This is a genomic window from Paenibacillus chondroitinus NBRC 15376, from assembly GCF_004000765.1.
GTDB lineage: Bacteria > Bacillota > Bacilli > Paenibacillales > NBRC-103111 > Paenibacillus_E > Paenibacillus_E chondroitinus.
The window spans coordinates 25,679-42,658 of the sequence record NZ_BILW01000003.1; the positions used below are offsets into that span (position 1 = coordinate 25,679).

The following is a 16,980-nucleotide window of genomic DNA, read 5'->3' on the forward strand; positions in this document are numbered from 1 at the left end:
GGCTGCCTCGTGACATGCGCAAACGAGCGATAGCGCTGCCGTATGCGATTTCCTGATCACATTTTGTATTTTCACCCTAAGTGGGGAATATTACATATCATAATTTCAAATGTGGGGGTTTAGAAGTGGAACAATATTAAAACAACGGCAGCCACTACGGTTAACCGTCTACGGTTTTGAAATAGTCATAAACCTTCTTTAATTTCTGCTGCTGTTTGCCGCGTGGGCTTTCCATACTGCCAAATTCAAAAAACTTTACCTTTTTAATCCCTACATAGTTAAAGAGTGCTTTTTTCATTAAAACTTTATGTGCGTTATTTAGCCAATACAACGGATATAAGACCGGTCCCTTCATACTTGAAATACACACCACCGACTTCCCTTTCAGAAGCCCTTCCGGCAACATCCCGCCCTTATCCTTATAGGCAAAACCCGAAGCAAACATCTGGTCGATATAGCCCATAAGCATGGCTGGAGGCCGCCCCCACCAGATCGGATAGACAAACACAATTTTGTCCGCCCAGCTGAGTTGCTCCCTGTAAATGGCAAGATCAGGGTCGGCGTGCATATCTCTCCTACGCTTCTGTTCATTAAAAACTAGGACCGGATTAAATCCCTCCTCATATAGATCCAAGACCCTCACTTCACTAATTTTCGGATTTTCACTGCTTCCTTGGACGACTTTCTGTAAAAAGGCATAACTTAAACTGCGATGATTGGGATGCGTGTAAATAATCAACGTTTTCATTCCAACACTCCTTTACTTATCTTTTGATAAGCAAATCGTAGCACACTCCGTTTTTAGTTGTCAAATGATAATTGTTTATTGATAATTATTTTGTTATTATTTTTATACGAGGTGATCATGTGGAGAACAATGTCCTATTTCAGAAATTCGTGTCCTTCACGGCCGCAGTCCACCAAGTAACGCATGAGATGACCAAAGATGTGAGATCAGAGTCGCTTACTCCCGTTCAATATAAGATTCTAGAATACATTTCCGTCAGCCAGCCCGTTACACTCAGTGAAATCAGTGACTGCATGCATATGTCCATGCCAAACACGAGCCGTGAGCTTAGAAAACTAAGTGAAAAGCAATTGTGCGAGAAGGTTACCGATGCCGAAGACCGTCGCAAACAATCGATCCGTCTCTCGAAAGAAGGAAGTGCGATGATGGGCGACATTTTTCAGCGAGTTGAAGCTCAATTCGTCCAGAAAATCGGAAACGTATCCAAAGAAGAATTGAAAGAGATCGAACATGCGCTGGATGTTTTGATGAGCAGGGTATTTTCTTAAATGAAATGCGCAAAAAGCCGCTTACGGGAAATTAGTTTCCGCAAGCGGCTTTTCGTTTTGAATTATTTAGTGCGTTTTCGTATCATGGACGTCATTCGTTTTGTTTATAAAATCGATGTGGTGAAACCCCCACCCGCACATATCGGTCAGAATAGCGCTTAATGTTTTTCCATGCTCAGAAAGAGAATATTCCACTTTTGGAGGAATCGTCTGAAACACTTGCCGAACGATGAGCTTATCTTTCTCCAATTCACGGAGCTGGTTCGTAAGCATCCCTTGCGTGACTTCGGGGAGCAAACGTCTCAATTCACCGAACCGTTTGGTCCCCCCTTTCATCAAAATAAACAATATCAAAGGCTTCCATTTCCCGCCTATCATTTGTAAAGTGGTCACGATTCCCTGTGTTCGATACGATTGATTTTTATCAACATCCATGTTTGCAACTCCTTTTTTACCGCAACATCTGAAGCTCTTACTCCGACTTTACCAAAGTATTCTGAATTTCGTAAGTACTATATTATTTCGTACTTAGTATGGTTAAACGTACTATTCCAATGTCCTATAGATCCTAATTGTACGATTTTCCAGACTTAGTATGAAAAAAGAGCGTACTTTTCAAATATTTCTTTTGACTCAATAATGGAGGTGTTGTAGTCAAACTAACTTGTTGGATCCAGGAGGATTAAAAATGAAAACCATGGTAATCGTAGCCCACCCGAATTTAGAGACATCCCGTGCAAATCGAGCATTGATGCTTGAACTTCGTAAACATCCGAACTTCCATGTTCGAAACTTATATCAGGAGTATTCAAATTGGAAGTTTGACATTGAGAAGGAGCAACAATTACTTTTAGCCTATGATCGGATTGTTTTACAATTTCCATTGTACTGGTACAGTTGTCCGCCCCTTTTAAAAAAATGGTTCGATGATGTATTCACGTATGGCTGGGCTTATGGTCCGGGAGGTAATAATTTGCTTGGTAAAGAATTTATTGTTGCAACAACAACAGGGGGTACGGAGAACTGTTATCGAGCAGGTGGAGACAATTGGTTCACAATCAGTGAGTTTTTAAAACCTATCCAGCGAACGATTACAAAATGCAATGGAACTTATCTCCCTGCTTTTGTAACCTATGGAGCAACTGCTCAGGATAACGATCTCTCTCAAGAAGCTACAAGATATGTAGAACATATTCAAACTTATTCAAACTTGCTTATACATTAAGGCTGCAACAACATGACATAGAAACCTTGCCCCTCTTCAAGCCAATGACATCACAGCAACCTTGCGATTTCTCATGATCTTTGCCTCCATCTTTTCCATCATTCTAAGACATTAGACCATGCAAATCGGAAAAGGTTGCTTATTTTTCCAATCTTAGCTTAGCACCTTGGTCATTATCAAATCGATTTGCTCATCATCACCCATATAAAAGGAGTGGGCATTAGTTCAAATAAAAAACACCGCCAGTTTCGAAGGCGATGTTTGTGTGCTGCTGTTTGTATCTATTTCATTGAGATTCACGCATCTGGTCAAGGTGCTCTTGTGCGCTCAGCTCGTGCATCGAAAGTTTGGCCCCTATGGATCTGAAGCTGCCAATAACGTCTTCATAGCCTCGTTCGATATGCTCAACGCCGGTTATATACGTATAACCCTCTGCCGCTAGACCCGCCATCAGCAAACAAGTGCCTGCACGCACATCAGAGGCATGCACCCATCCGCCTTGCAGGGGGCGTCCACCAGTAATAAAGGCACTTTCCTGCCGTAACTCGATCTCGGCGCCGAGCCGTCGTAGCTGCGCAACATGAGCCAGCCGCTTAGGATAGATACGATCTGTCACTATGCTCTTCCCCTTGGCTTGCAGTAGAAGCGCGGTCATAGGCTGCTGTAAATCCGTAGCGAAACTCGGATACATACCCGTGCGAATACGTGTCGCTTTCAGCAAATTCGTTCCATATGCCGTAATTTGATTATCGCCGCATTCCACGTGCATCCCTATTTCCTGCAACTTGGCTAAACACGAACCCAGATGCTCCGGAATGACGTCCATGACCGTAACCTGTCCCCCATGGAGTCCGGCTGCCATCAGAAAAGCCCCGGCAATCAGCCTGTCTGGAATAACCGTATGTGTTCCACCGTCCAAATAGGAGACGCCCTCAATTCGGATATGTTCCGTTCCCGCACCATAGATGCGCGCACCTAACCGATTAAGGAAATTTGCTGTATCGCAAACTTCAGGGTCCATAGCTGCGTTATGCAAATTTGTCCGACCTTTGGCCAGCACAGCGGCTAACATGGCATTAATCGTAGCACCGGAAGTAATGGTATCGAAAAAAATGTCGGCCCCTTTCAGTTCGGCAGCTTCGACGACGTAATAATCTTTGAAAAGATGGACTTGCGCCCCAAGCGCTTTGAAGACCTTGATGTGCTGGTCAATGGGCCGTGAAACGAAGTCATCCCCGCCAGGCAACCCGATGGTGACTTTGCCGAATTTGGATAGCAGAGATCCTGCAAAATAATAAGACGCCCGATAGCTCGAAGCTTTGCCTGGATCAATCACAGAACTGTGAATCCAACGCGGGTCAATAATAACTTGTCCGCCCTCCTGCTGCAGCTTCAATCCGATATCACGGCCAATTTCCGCAATGATTCGGACATCATCGATGAATGGAATGCCTTCTAATGTAACGATATTATCTGCAAGACAAGCAGCAGCAAGTAAAGCAAGGGAGCTGTTCTTCGCTCCTGGGATATGTACGGTTCCGTTAAGTGGGCCAGAATACTCAGCCTGTATATATTTCAAGAAGTGTCCCTTCTTTCCTTATGACGATTTCAGTTCCGTTTCGAGCATGTAGCCGCTTCCGCGCACTGCGCTAATCAAGAAGGTAGCTTTTCCGTATTTTTTTCGAACTCGATAGATCAAGGCATTCAGTTCGTCCAGTGTCACATCGGAGAAGCCTTCTGCACCCGTTGACCTTTCCGGCCATACCTTGGATTTAATTTCCTCGAGCGGAACGAGCCGGTTGGCATGATCATGCAGTACGCGAATCAGTAAATATTCTTTCTCGGACATGAGGATTCGCTTGCCCTCCACGACACATTCTCTTCTTTCCCAATGAATCGTAAGCGGCAGTTCAGGAACTTCCAGATGACTGTTGATGCTAAGCGGTTCGAATTCTAAGGTTTGATCGGCAAACATATAAGAAAAGTGGATGACGGTCATCCCCTTAGAGAGCTTAATGATATCGAAATTTTTCAGCGTGTATGGCGTGTGTGGCGTTAGCAGTACACCGTTGATCTCCGTCCCGTGGCGACTCCCTAAATCATATAGCACAGCCTTTTCCTGCTCCTTACGAATGACGAAATGCTCACGGGAAATAAAAGCATTCGTAAAGGCTAAATCCGGAGTTAACTGATTGGATACCCGGCCGACCAGTGTTTCGTCCTCACTTAGATTCACGCTGGTTCCCGGTCGATAAGGTTCGCCGCGTACGATGTATAAGCATGCAAAGTTTTCCAGTGTGCTTCCCTCCATTTGCTGATGCAGCTTTACTTCTTCTAGTGAAAAATAACCCAACAATTATCGTAACTCAAAATGAGACGGATTAAAACCTCTTGACACTGACGCCTCGCTCACATTTCAGTAACATAAACTAATCTCCGAACAAAATATCCATTATGGTTCCTAACTTACCTGACTTATGTCCTCTTAATACATCCGGGTTATAAACTTCTACAAAACCGCAATTCAAGCAAGAAACAAATAAAAAGTGATTATATTCGATATCCAAAATCTTACTAAGACCCGTGCCGTTCATCGCAACTTCTTTGACAGAACATTCCTTTCCTCCACACTTGACACATTTATATTTATTCGCAATCGCATCCTCAACACTAAGCTCTTCAAAATCAACGCTCTTACTCTCTTCAATAGAACGCGGTTCATCTTCTAAATGCTCAGGAAGAACTTCTTGCATACAATTCGGGCAAACATTATCTCTCAAATGAACGAGCTGATTACACCAAGGGCATTCAATCATCATTCACCATCCCTTCAAAAGTTTCACTTGCAACTTTATATGCAACATCATTTTAACACATATTGGAAAAACTTATTTTATCTTTGATTTCCAAATAGAAAAAGAACGCAATGGTTTCCCATGCGTCCTTTTTATCTAAGTATCATTAAAAGACTGCTCGATCTTAGTGGTATTCATCAAGGTAAACCGTTTACTTCTGAAGAACCGCCTGCTGAGGCTTATTACGCTTCTCTTTCAGAACGAAAGTAAGCGGAATTGCCACGATACAAATTAATACGGCAATCAGAAACACATCCTGAACCGCCAGCGTCATGCTCTGATCACGGATGAACGAGGCGCTTGCCGACGAAGCTCCACTCAGCTCTTTCTGGTGAACGAGCGACCGCGCAGCAAGCAAGGAGCTGAACACGCCAATTGAAAGCGCCCCTGTTGCTTGCCTGACCCAGTTCGTCACAGACGAGGCATGCCCCGACCTCTCCTTTGAAATAGATGACATCCCCGCATTCATAACCGGCATGAAAGCCAGCGAAATCCCTACATAACGAAGGGTCATCCAGCCCGCGACATACACGTGGGAAGCTTGCAAACGAATATGGCTCAGCTCCCAATTGGACGCGATTAGCAGCACTACTCCACCCATGATGAGCGGAAAAGGCCCTGTTCGACTGTAGAGCTTGCCGACAACAGGGGAACAAAGCGCCATGACGAGCGAACCGGGCAGCAGTACGAGCGCTGTAACCAGCGGGGTCGAATGCTGGACGTCCTGCACAAATACGGGAATCAATAGAGTACCCGAGTACAGTGAAGCCGTAATGATGCAGTTAATGATTAAACTGTATGTAAAACGGCTCGTTCGAAACACACTAAGATTAAGCAGCGGATTAGCCAGACCCAGCTCCCTGCGGATAAAATAAATTAGCGTTACGATCCCGATAAGCAAACAGATGAGCGTTTTCCAATTGGTCCATCCCCAGCCGTTCCCTTCGGTAAACGAAAGAATAATAAAGGAGCTGCTGAGCAGCACGGTAATAAATCCAGGAAAATCAAACGTCTTCGATGTGTTGATACTCTGATAAGGCAGACATTTGATCGCCACGGTGACAGCTGCAATTCCGAGAGGCAAATTCAGCAGAAATAACGACTGCCAGCCGAAATATTCCGTTAGCAAGCCTCCCAAGGTCGGTCCGAATGCCGGCGCCAGCATGGAGGACAAGCTCCATAAGCTCATCGCGAACGGTTGTCTGTCTTTTTCGATAAATTGATAAATCATCGTTAGCGTCGTTGGAATAATTAAACCGCTGAATACACCTTGCAGAATTCGAAAAAGTATGAGTGTATCAATGCTCCAGGCAACCGTGCATAGTGCGGAAAACAGCGTAAACCCCGACAAGGCGAAAATATACAACCGTTTATAGCTGAATCGGTCACCGAAATACCCCACAATCGGAGCGACAACCCCCGTTGCTAGCAAAAATCCGGTAATCATCCACTGAACCTTGCCAAGCTCAGCGCCAAAGTCTTTCATAAATATCGGGAATGCCACGTTGATTGTAGTCGAGCTGAGAATAGACATAAAGTTCCCGAAAAAGATAGCTAAAATAATGAACCAGAACGCCGATTTGCCAGATGAGCTGCTCGTCACTTCGTCTCCCCTTTTCACTGTTTACAAATGGTTATTTTGGATATGATTGTATCATGCAACCATTGTTAATATATGTATTATACAACTACATACCCATTTCGAAAATTGATTTTTTTAGAACAAAAAAAGCCGCAACAGCGCGACTTTTAAGTTAATACGCTATAGAGAAAACCACTCGTTCCTGGTAATTATAAACTTTTACTTTTTCAGTTTGTTTTTATGTGGCTACTCTTCATACTGCATCGTTACGATGCCTGTGAATTGAGCGAGGTTTTCCTTTGACACCTGCAATGTCTTCACTTCTGTCCTGCGTGTTCCTGCAGCCTCAATGAACTTATCCACCTTTGCAAAAACAAATCTTCCGAGAATGCCTAATGCCTTTGTCCGATAATGCATCGGAATTGCAACAGTCGCCTGCAGTTGGCGCATCACGAGAACAGCCTCAGCACCATCAAGCGTCATTTTTTCTCCTACTGGAACGATGAGAATGTCCACTTTGCCGATTTCCCGCACCTGCTCCTCGGTAAGTAGATGTCCCAGATCACCGCAATGACAGACCGTCAGTCCATCTATTTTGAATCGAAAAATAATATTTGGCCCGCGTTTCTTACCATTCACTTTGTCGTGGAAAGTCTTGAACCCGTCGATACTAACATCGCCACGGTCATATGATTTAGGCTCATTCACGAGCAAATAATCACCCGAAGCCGCTTGCACTTTATTGTGATCAGCATGATCGTGGGTAACAACGACGATATCGGATTCAATCGGAACCGGCATGCGATAGCCAAGAAATTTATAGTACGGATCAATGAGAATTCTCGTTCCCGCTTCCGACGTTAGTAAGAATGAAGAATGACCATACCATTTTAGTTTCATAAGCGCGCCCCTCTTTTGTTTACTGAATGATTGTCAACGTCCTTTTGGACTGGATTTTTTTATACACGTTAAAATAAACCCAACCCGCATTGATTAGCAGCAGCGCACCCGTGACGAGAAATACATATCTGCTGCCGAACCAAGCCGCTACCTGTCCGCCTAAAATAGCACCTGCAAAAACGCCTAAATAACCGGCCGACATCGTAAAACCGAAAACTCTTCCGGTTATCGCTGACGGTGTGATTTTCTTGATCAATATATTGACCGTAGGGGTCAAACCAGCCGCCGTGAGCCCTAACAAAAAGCGAAGCAGCATCAGCTCCCAAGGATTGGTTACGAAAGCTTGAGGAATGAATATGATGCCCGCCGCAAGAAGCGAAATCAACATCACTTTGTGCGCCCCAATACGATCGGACAGCTTTCCCAGCCTTGGTGCCGCAAAAATATTAGCCAAACCCGAGGCTGAAAATGTAAGCCCTGCAATCAAAGCTACATGGTTAAGATGATCGGTCAGTTGGGTAATATAGACGGTGAGAATCGGTTCAACGGAATAAAGCGCCACGGTTAAAATAAAAAAGGTGACGAACATCGTGATCGTCAGGCTCTTCTCAGGAATAAGCGTCCAAATTTCCTTGGCGTTTTGCACATGTCGGTCTTCGCGCGTGAAGGTTTCTTTCACGAACATGGCGGTCGTAATGAAAGCCAGCAGCATCAACCCGCCTGTGATAAAAAACACATTTTGCATGCCGAAATTCTCTACCAGAAATCCGCCAATGAGCGGTCCTAGCAATGAACCTGCGATGCTTGCCGTTGACAAGGTAGCTAATGCGTAACCTGCATGGTCCTTCTCTGTTTGCGTAGCAATTAACGTGGTGCAGGCCGTCCCATATCCTGTTATTATGCCCTGCAATAATCGCAGCCCGATCAACACATACACATTGGGGGCAAAACCCATGCTGCCAATCACGAGAGCCATCCCCAGACTTGCCCGCAATAACATGGGCTTCCGACCAAATCTGTCCGCCGCTGCCCCCAAAATAGGAGAGAAAATAGCAGATACAATAAAGGTAATCCCAAAGGCAATGCCCGAATATTGGGCGATTAAACTCGGTTGACTTACACCTATATGTTGGATAAAAAGCGGCAAAACTGGCGCGATCTGACTCATACCCACGCCGGTTACAAACATGCCAAACCAGCAAACGATTAAATTTCTTTTCCAAATTGGCATCGTAACAAGCCTTCTTTCCATCTTCTTGCTGCAGTGTTGTTCCTTAGTGTTAGTGTGCTCCTAAAGAATGGATCCAAGCCTCTGTCGTCAGAACCTCCGCTTGACGAGGGAAGACCTTCTCCACGAGAACCCGATGAACCTCGGGATCACCATCCAGACAAGCATCTGCAAGAACTTTCAGCTTATAATCCCGATCTGCCGCTTCCCGCAATGTCGACAGAACGACACCACTGGTAGCAATTCCAGTAAGAATCAAGGTGTCAATTTGAAGGGATCGAAGGATGATCTCCAAATCGCTGCCGGAGAATGCGCTGACGCGCAGCTTCGTAACGATGGGCTCACCCGGCTCGGGCTTTACAGATTCATGAATCTGCGTCGCTACATCTGCGGTGCTCATGCCGCCGTATTGCGAAATTCTAGCCGCCATACTGTTGCGCGGGTTAAGCTCCGGGTAACCTTCGCGAAATGCAATTCGCACATAGATAACCCGGATGTCGTTCTTGCGTGCAGCTTCGATCGCTTTTTGAAACGGGATCAGATCCTCTTCTGCGAAACGAGAGGCGATACCATTCTGTAAATCCATGATCAACAAAGAGCTTTTGTCGTTATTCGGCATGTATTGAACACTCCTATTCCTTATGATACTATTAAGTGGAGACCTCTCCATTTATGATAAACGGAGAGCTCTCCACTTGTCAATATGACGAATACAATCACAATAGGAAGTGATGATGATCATGTTTGATTCAGAGACACCCCCTCGTACGGAACGCCGCGACGCTGCGGAGAATCGCCAGCGCATCTTGGATGCGGCTTATCGCTTATTCGATCAGAATGGCGTTGAACAAGTTAGTATGAACCAAATTGCCGCAGAAGCACAGATCGGTCCAGGTACGCTTTATCGCCGCTATCGCAACAAGGGTGAGCTGTGTCTGGATTTAATGAAAGAGAACATCGTTCTCCTCTTCGAAAATATTGAAGCGTACATGCAGGAAAACCGCTCCTCTCCGCCAAGCCAAAGACTAAATGGTCTTCTCGAGCTGTTTATGGCTTTCAGGGAGAAGAAATCCCAATTACTTAAAGGCGTTGAGGACTCCGCTTCAACGAATCGAACTCGAGCTCGAACGCAGAGTCCCCTGTATCTCGAGTTGCAGCAATTGTTGGTCGAGCTTTTCGACGAAATTGCATTATCCAGCGGGCAGCAGCCCCAGCCTAACCATATTTTCAAGGCGGATATGCTTCTTATGGCTTTAAGCAGTGATTCTTACTCGTTTCAAAAAGAAGAGCGCGGCTATTCATCGGAGTCGTTCTTGGAACAAATCCGATTAACGTTTCATTTGCTTCCATGAGTTGCACCAAGCAAACGAAAAACCCTCACCATATTTGGCGAGGGTTTTTCTAACAATCAGGTCAGGAGCTTGATCAATCGATTTACTTCCCGCTGCCAAGACCCCATACTGCCTTGAGTATCTTGGATCATTAAACCTGTGACAACGGAAAAATAAAGGAAGAGCATTTGTCGTGGATCTCCTTCTCCGAATTCACCTAGTTGCTGCCCTTTTTCAAAAATAGGAACTAACAAATCCATCGTATCCTGGGGATGATACCGCGAGATTGCTAACTTTGCTTGCTCCGGCACTCCTTCGGCAGTTTGAGCTTGCTGAATAAGTAAGAAGTAGTGCTTGTTGGTGTCGTCTAGCATGTTCCATGTCAGCGCTTTGAACTGTTCCAGTGGAGTACCGGGAAGCAATGGGACATTACGTATCGATGTTTGCGCCTCTTCTACAGCTTCCTGGACGAGGAGTGTGAACAGTTCTTCTTTCGATTGAAAATACCGGTAAGTAAGACCTTGGCTGATTTGGGCTTCCGCAGCAATCATGCTGATCTTCGTGCCAGCAATTCCTCTGCTTGCGAACACTTTGAGCGCAGCCTTTTTAATTTGCTCTCGTCTTTCATCGTTCTTCCGATCCGTTGTATGATTCGTTTCCGACATCCTGGTGACTCTCCTTTATTCTAATTTCAAATGCTGAGTTTGACACGTGCTGACTTCCCATAACCTCCGTGCAATTTCCCCGCTAAGGGCAGCAGCCGAAGGAGTCGCTTCCTTCATATCGACATAGTACTTCCCGCTCTCACTACTAATTTCATTCGAATCCGCAAGCCAGACGAGCGTCTCTGCTCCTTTTTCCACTGGTCGGGAGAATCGTTTCATGACCGCCATCGTCATTCGGGCCAGCAAGCCATTATCCTGATTGAAGTTGGTAGCGACAAGCCCCGGATCAAAGCAGTTCGCAACAACTCCGGTTCCTTCAAGAAGACGGGCCAACTCTGTCGTGAACAAAATATTTGCTAACTTCGTTTCTCCGTATCGGAAATTAGCCCCTCCCATGAGGACTTGCGGGAAACTATAGCGCTTCTTAGCGGTTAAATCTTCAAAAACAATGCCTGTTTTCGCCATCTTGTGCCCATGGGAAGACGTGGTGATGATCCGCGCTTGGCCGCTCAGCTTCAGCCGGTCAAGAAGCAGTGTCGTTAGTAGAAAGGGTGCGAGATGGTTGACCGCCCAAGTTTTCTCCATACCGTCTCGAGTGAGGATCCGCTTCACGAACATCGCACCTGCGTTGTTAATCAGCACGTCAATGCGGGGACACTGCGTCAAAATTTCGGATACAACGCTGCGGATCGACCTCTGATCGGTCAGGTCAGCGAGAAATACGTCTACTTTCGTCTTGCCTCCTGTCAGCATCTCGATCTGCTCGACAGTCTCTTTCGCCTTGACCTTGCTCCGCGCCACGATCCCCAAGTCTGCTCCTCGAACCGCCAGTTCCTTGGCTGCCGCAAGCCCGATACCGCTAGTTGCTCCTGTAATAAGCACATACTTCCCCGACACACTCCATGGCTTAGTTTTCATTTGCTCCATCACGTTCTGACTCCTTTTTAATGAATGAATGGTTCATTCATTTTTCTATATCATATTCCCATAATCAGGAAATGTCAATCGGCGACTAGTATAATTCTAAATAAAAAGAGCAATCCTGCCGCGGCAGAACTGCTCCATATTACGCTACTCTCACATTACTTACTAGATTGAAGTAAGCACGTTTCTATTCAATTTCTTATCCAACATAGCCCTAATGTCTCTAACGAGTTGAACAGAAGCCTCTATTTCAACTTTCCTTGTGGAGACACTTTCCACACTACATCCAATCGGAATCCCTTTTTCCAATGCAAAATCCAAAATCTCTTCAAAAATTCCCAGAGACAATTTTAATGATTTATCGAGCACATCTTGCGAATATTTTAAGTCATTCTCTAGCCATGTCGGAATACTGATACCTAACCATTTCATGAATTCTAACGTTTTTTCAGAACCGCACGGCGCGAGATTGAACAAAATGGGCACCATTTCTAATCCATTATTTGTATAGTAATAGTAGTAATCGGATAAGAAATTTTTCGAGGCCTCAACATTATAAGTGGCTTGCGATACGAAAAAGGAACAGCCATTTTGCGTCTTATGATTCACTCGTAAGTGCTCATCATTTTTTTTCATGTGCCTTTCAGGGATAACAACTCCCCCAAAAGTTAAATTGTTATTTAATCTCTTACTTAGATCATAAGCATCAGAAAGTTCTAAATTAATCTCTTGTTTACTGGAAGAAGCACCTACATAAACGGAGTACCGATCCTGTTCCACATCCGCTTTTACCCAATTTACGAATTGCTCTTCGCTATACCTTCCAACACAACGATAAATGATTTTGGGAACTCGCAATTGATTTAAATACTCATCGCAATAGGTTGCAGGATCCATCGTTGGCAAATACGGGAATGGTCTTTCTTGTTCAACTCGATCCGTTTCTTCCTGAACATCATACAAAATTAAAGCATCTATATCGAGGTCATTTATTCTTTCAACTTGTTTCCGTGCAATCTCAGCTACCTTATCTGAGGTATTCGTAATTTTCGGAGGCGTCATGCCATAGGTCAAAATCCCCGCCTCTTTACTTTCTATTTTCTCTTTTAGCATATTTAACATTACCCTCCAGAACTATGATACCCCATGCCTCATTTTCATTATAACTGTAATGATAGCATTGACTATCCACGAAAAGGTAACTTTTTATTCCTATATCCTGTTATAGCTTTAAGCTATAACAAGATGCACGCAAAGCCCTACCGACCTTTTATCCTCCGACTTTCAGCAAAAGTTTACCCACTGTGTTTTTCTCCTCTAGAAGCTCATGAGCTTCAGAAGCTTTCTCCAAAGGAAAAACGCCGAATATTTCCGCCTTGATCTGGCCTTTTGCCAACAGAGTTAGCGCCTCTTTCGCCGATTTACCAACTTCAGCAGGAGCAGTTTGGCTATATGCTCCGATATTAAACCCTTTTATGGATTTGTTCGATAACCAAATATCGTTGGAAGATTGCGGGACATCGTCTGTGCCGCTAGCATTTCCCAGCATGATGATTTGTCCCATTGGACGCAGCAGCTCTTGGCTAAGAATTCGCATATCGCCGCCTACCGGGTCCAGAACGATATCGACTTTATGTGGGCCTAGCATCTGATTGATTGGCTCAATGAAATCAGATCGAAGCAACAGCTCATCGTAACTTAAAGATGCGGCTAACTTTGTTTTTTCGATACTCCCGACTGTGCCGATGACCTTGCCTGCTCCGAAAACTTTGGCCATTTGTCCCAAAAAGCTGCCCAGGCCCCCTGCTGCCGCGTGAACTAACACGTTTTCTCCTGCTCGCATCCTGGCTACGTTCTTGATTGTCATATAAGCCGTTGTCAGGTTGACGATAGCTGCGGCAGCCGATGCTAGATCAAGCTCCCCTCCCAATTGATCCAAAGGGACGGTCAACTCCGGCCTTACCTGGGCTACCGATGCATATCCGCCCATTTCCATTAGTGTCATCGCCGCTACCGGCTGCCCGATATAGAAGCCTTCCACGCCATCTCTTATTGCTTTCACATACCCTGATACCTCGAGTCCCGGTACAACCGGCATTGGGATTAAAGACCCAAATTCCCCTCGGCGCAGCAAAACATCCACATATCCAACTCCTGCATAGGCAACATCTATGGTGAGCATGCCTGGTGCTGGTTGGAGTTCCGGCAGCTCCCTCACGACGAGGTCTGCAGCCTCACATGGCCGATCGATCATAATTGCTTTCATATAAAAAACCTCCTTCGGTTGACTATGAACTCAGTATAGTCAACACATAAGGAGGTAGCCACAGTATGTTTATACGGGTAACCGGATTACTAGGATACGTTGATTTTATAAAACCTTATCAAGAAAATCCTTTAATCTCTTCTCTGTTGGCGTACCCGCTATCGGTGTAAATATGCAGAAATGCAGATCCGAGTCGGCATTCATGCTGACAAAAGAGTTGATTTCGAAGGCCAGCTCGCCCGCTCCAGGGTGGTTTAGAAGGAATTGGCTCGTCTTTTTCAACTGGATATCGTGCATTCGCCAAAGCGATTCAAACTCAGAACTCTCAGTTGCCAAGCGATCAGCCGTTTCTTTAAACCAAACATCACCATCATTCCGTTCAAAATACGATCGAAAGACCGCTACGGAGTATCGCGCAAATTCGTCCCAATTCATCATCTGATTGCGAAAATAGGGGTCCATGAAAAAAATCCTCATAAGGACACGCTCTGGATTGGACATCGATGAAAAATCGGTGATGATCTTGCAGGCCGCTTGGTTCCAGGCGATGACTTCTGTCCTGTCATTCGCGATATAAGCGGGGAAAGCCATTTGGTCGATAATGCTTTGCCATTCAGGCTTTATACGTTCTTGTCTCAGAGGTGATGACGTGTTTTCTGGACTCCACAAACGCAGCAAATGCAGTCTTTCATCCGAGGACAATTGCAGTGCTCTTCCAATGCTTTCTATAACCTCCCTGGAAGCCGTCACCTCTCGTCCTTGCTCCAGCCATGTGTAATAGGTTACGCTAACTCCTGCCAATATAGCGACCTCTTCCCTCCGAAGTCCTGGTGTTCTCCTTCGTCCATACGAATGCTGAATCCCCGCTTGCTCGGGATGCAATCGCTCCCTTCTTGACTTCAGGTAGTCTCCCAACACCTTCAGCCTGTTGTGATCAGCACCCATGCGATCCCTCCTCGATAGTTAGAAGCACTCGGATCGAATGTCATTCGCTGTTCATCTCTCCTTTTTGCTCCAAGCATCTTTTAATGGTACAACACGGTTAAAGACAAGTCGATCACTGGTTCCGCGGTTTTTGGTATCCAGCGAAAAATAACCATGCCGTAGAAACTGGAATTTTTGCTCAGGCCGAGTATTTTGAATATAAGGTTCCATCCATGCATCCTGAATAGTAACCATCGAGTTGGGGTTTATCAATTCCGTCCAATCTTCGCTGTCCTTCGGAACTTCCTGATCAAGCAGCAGCTTCTCATAGAGATGGATATCAGCCTTAACTGCGTGCTCGCTTGAAACCCAGTGGATCGTCCCTTTTACCTTACGCCCAGTAAACCCCGTACCGCTTTTGGTCTCAGGATCATAGGTACAACGAAGTTCCGTAATTTCTCCCGAAGCATGATCCCTTATAACTTCTTCGCAGCGTATGAAATAGGCTCCCTTCAACCTTACTTCAGCATAAAGACTAAGTCGGTGAAAACCCTTAGAGGGTACTTCCATGAAATCTTCGCGTTCGATATAAATGGTTTTAGCGAAAGGAACCTCTCTTTTTCCAAGCGCCTCGTTTTCACTGTTGTTTTCAATCAACAACATTTCTTCGACATCTTCCGGATAGTTGGTAATGACCACCTTCAGGGGTTGCAGAACAGCCATAACCGTGAGTGTCTTTTCTTTTAAATCCTGTCTCAGACAATGATCCAATAGGGAAATATCCACCGTGCTCTGAGTTCGAATGCTGCCAATTTCCTCAATAAATGTGCGAATACTTTCTGGAGTAAAGCCTCTTCTGCGCAATCCTCGCAGGGTGGGAAGCCTGGGATCATCCCAACCATCCACATATCCCCCTTCTACCAGCTGCCTCAAAAACCGTTTACTCGTCACGACACCAGTTAAATTCAACCGGCCGAACTCCCTTTGCCGCGGGGGCTCAGAGATCTCCAACTCATTCACGAGCCACTCATATAAGGGCCTATGATCTTTGAATTCAATAGAACACAAAGAATAAGTGATACCTTCAATGGCATCTTGAATAGGATGAGCAAAATCGTACATGGGATAGATGCACCAGTCATCTCCCGTTCTATAATGCTTCGCATGAATGACACGATAAATGACAGGATCCCTTAAATTCAAATTGGATGAACGCATATCGATTTTGGCGCGAAGCACTTTTGATGAAGTCGGATATTCCCCATTTTTCATTTTCACAAAAAGCTCTAAGTTTGCGTCTATGGTCCGGTTCCTGTAAGGGCTATCTATGCCTGGTTCCGTCAATGTGCCTCGATACGCGGTTACTTCCTCTGGCGTTAAATCACAGACATAGGCCTTCCCACGTTTTATTAAGGTGATAGCGGCGTTGTAGATCTCGTTCGAGTAGTCCGAACCATAATAAATATGTTCCTCCGGATCGTAACCAAGCCACTTAATGTCCTCTATAATTGCATTCACATACTTGATATCCTCCTTTAGAGGATTCGTGTCGTCAAAGCGTAAATGAAATGTCCCGTTAAACTTACGGGCTACTGTATAATTCGTGTTTATCGCATAGGCGCTACCAACATGAAGATAGCCGTTAGGCTCAGGGGGAAATCTTGTGCACATCTCCCTGCCGAATGCTTTTTCACCAATTTCTTCATGAATTAACTTTAAGATAAAATGGTCCGTCAAATGCTCCTGCATATTGTTCAATTCAGACTCCTCCTAATCAACGCAAA

At 45.1% G+C, this 16,980-nt stretch carries 18 protein-coding genes; 3 read left to right on the plus strand and 15 right to left on the minus strand.

Features of this window, described 5'->3' with window-relative positions; translation table 11 throughout:
• Window positions 1-160: 160 nt before the first annotated feature.
• Window positions 161-748 carry an NAD(P)H-dependent oxidoreductase gene (locus tag PCH02S_RS04755; RefSeq protein ID WP_127450614.1) on the minus strand — a complete coding sequence of 196 codons (588 nt, stop codon included), beginning with the start codon at window positions 746-748 and terminating at the stop codon, window positions 161-163.
• A 119-nt stretch (window positions 749-867) separates the two neighbouring features.
• Between PCH02S_RS04755 and PCH02S_RS04760 the strand changes: the two genes are divergently transcribed.
• Window positions 868-1,296, plus strand: a complete 429-nt coding sequence (locus PCH02S_RS04760; protein WP_127450616.1) for a MarR family winged helix-turn-helix transcriptional regulator — start codon at window positions 868-870, stop codon at window positions 1,294-1,296.
• Window positions 1,297-1,362: 66 nt separating this feature from the next.
• Here the strand turns inward: PCH02S_RS04760 and PCH02S_RS04765 are convergent, their stop codons facing one another.
• Window positions 1,363-1,731 (minus strand): winged helix-turn-helix transcriptional regulator, encoded by a 369-nt coding sequence (locus PCH02S_RS04765; RefSeq protein WP_127450618.1) that lies wholly within the window; start codon window positions 1,729-1,731, stop codon window positions 1,363-1,365.
• A 253-nt stretch (window positions 1,732-1,984) separates the two neighbouring features.
• On the opposite strand from PCH02S_RS04765, the gene PCH02S_RS04770 reads away from it, so the two are divergent.
• Window positions 1,985-2,521, plus strand: coding sequence for an NAD(P)H-dependent oxidoreductase (locus PCH02S_RS04770; protein WP_127450619.1), 537 nt, complete (start codon window positions 1,985-1,987; stop codon window positions 2,519-2,521).
• Between the two features lie 286 nt (window positions 2,522-2,807).
• On the opposite strand, the gene murA is transcribed toward PCH02S_RS04770, so the two are convergent.
• The 7 genes from murA to PCH02S_RS04810 all read right to left on the minus strand — a co-directional run bounded on the left by murA (window position 2,808) and on the right by PCH02S_RS04810 (window position 9,705).
• On the minus strand, window positions 2,808-4,100 hold the full coding sequence (murA, locus tag PCH02S_RS04780; protein WP_127450621.1) for a UDP-N-acetylglucosamine 1-carboxyvinyltransferase: 1,293 nt from the start codon (window positions 4,098-4,100) through the stop codon (window positions 2,808-2,810).
• Between the two features lie 18 nt (window positions 4,101-4,118).
• The gene (locus tag PCH02S_RS04785) at window positions 4,119-4,877 is read right to left on the minus strand and encodes an FHA domain-containing protein (RefSeq protein ID WP_246068949.1); all 759 of its coding nucleotides are present in this window, start codon (window positions 4,875-4,877) and stop codon (window positions 4,119-4,121) included.
• Window positions 4,878-4,950: 73 nt separating this feature from the next.
• Complete coding sequence (locus tag PCH02S_RS36820; RefSeq protein WP_276562863.1) at window positions 4,951-5,340, minus strand: zinc ribbon domain-containing protein; 390 nt, start codon at window positions 5,338-5,340, stop codon at window positions 4,951-4,953.
• A 187-nt stretch (window positions 5,341-5,527) separates the two neighbouring features.
• Window positions 5,528-6,979, minus strand: coding sequence for an MDR family MFS transporter (locus PCH02S_RS04795; RefSeq protein ID WP_127450623.1), 1,452 nt, complete (start codon window positions 6,977-6,979; stop codon window positions 5,528-5,530).
• 225 nt (window positions 6,980-7,204) lie between these two features.
• Window positions 7,205-7,858, minus strand: coding sequence for an MBL fold metallo-hydrolase (locus tag PCH02S_RS04800; RefSeq protein WP_127450624.1), 654 nt, complete (start codon window positions 7,856-7,858; stop codon window positions 7,205-7,207).
• 19 nt (window positions 7,859-7,877) lie between these two features.
• Window positions 7,878-9,089 carry a multidrug efflux MFS transporter gene (locus PCH02S_RS04805; protein ID WP_127450626.1) on the minus strand — a complete coding sequence of 404 codons (1,212 nt, stop codon included), beginning with the start codon at window positions 9,087-9,089 and terminating at the stop codon, window positions 7,878-7,880.
• A gap of 49 nt (window positions 9,090-9,138) precedes the next feature.
• Window positions 9,139-9,705: a cysteine hydrolase family protein gene (locus PCH02S_RS04810; RefSeq protein WP_127450627.1), complete on the minus strand. Its 567-nt coding sequence runs from the start codon at window positions 9,703-9,705 to the stop codon at window positions 9,139-9,141.
• A 121-nt stretch (window positions 9,706-9,826) separates the two neighbouring features.
• Between PCH02S_RS04810 and PCH02S_RS04815 the strand changes: the two genes are divergently transcribed.
• Window positions 9,827-10,438 (plus strand): TetR/AcrR family transcriptional regulator, encoded by a 612-nt coding sequence (locus tag PCH02S_RS04815; RefSeq protein WP_127450629.1) that lies wholly within the window; start codon window positions 9,827-9,829, stop codon window positions 10,436-10,438.
• 56 nt (window positions 10,439-10,494) lie between these two features.
• Here the strand turns inward: PCH02S_RS04815 and PCH02S_RS04820 are convergent, their stop codons facing one another.
• The 6 genes from PCH02S_RS04820 to PCH02S_RS04845 all read right to left on the minus strand — a co-directional run bounded on the left by PCH02S_RS04820 (window position 10,495) and on the right by PCH02S_RS04845 (window position 16,945).
• Window positions 10,495-11,082 (minus strand): TetR/AcrR family transcriptional regulator, encoded by a 588-nt coding sequence (locus PCH02S_RS04820; protein WP_127450630.1) that lies wholly within the window; start codon window positions 11,080-11,082, stop codon window positions 10,495-10,497.
• A gap of 15 nt (window positions 11,083-11,097) precedes the next feature.
• A complete protein-coding gene (locus PCH02S_RS04825) occupies window positions 11,098-12,009 on the minus strand; it encodes an SDR family NAD(P)-dependent oxidoreductase (RefSeq protein WP_127450632.1) in 912 nt (303 codons plus the stop codon).
• A gap of 162 nt (window positions 12,010-12,171) precedes the next feature.
• A complete protein-coding gene (locus tag PCH02S_RS04830) occupies window positions 12,172-13,119 on the minus strand; it encodes a methylenetetrahydrofolate reductase (protein ID WP_127450633.1) in 948 nt (315 codons plus the stop codon).
• Window positions 13,120-13,276: 157 nt separating this feature from the next.
• A complete protein-coding gene (locus tag PCH02S_RS04835) occupies window positions 13,277-14,272 on the minus strand; it encodes a quinone oxidoreductase family protein (protein ID WP_127450635.1) in 996 nt (331 codons plus the stop codon).
• Between the two features lie 105 nt (window positions 14,273-14,377).
• On the minus strand, window positions 14,378-15,217 hold the full coding sequence (locus tag PCH02S_RS04840) for a helix-turn-helix transcriptional regulator (RefSeq protein ID WP_127450636.1): 840 nt from the start codon (window positions 15,215-15,217) through the stop codon (window positions 14,378-14,380).
• Between the two features lie 51 nt (window positions 15,218-15,268).
• The gene (locus tag PCH02S_RS04845; RefSeq protein ID WP_174806737.1) at window positions 15,269-16,945 is read right to left on the minus strand and encodes a glutamine--tRNA ligase/YqeY domain fusion protein; all 1,677 of its coding nucleotides are present in this window, start codon (window positions 16,943-16,945) and stop codon (window positions 15,269-15,271) included.
• Window positions 16,946-16,980 lie beyond the last annotated feature (35 nt).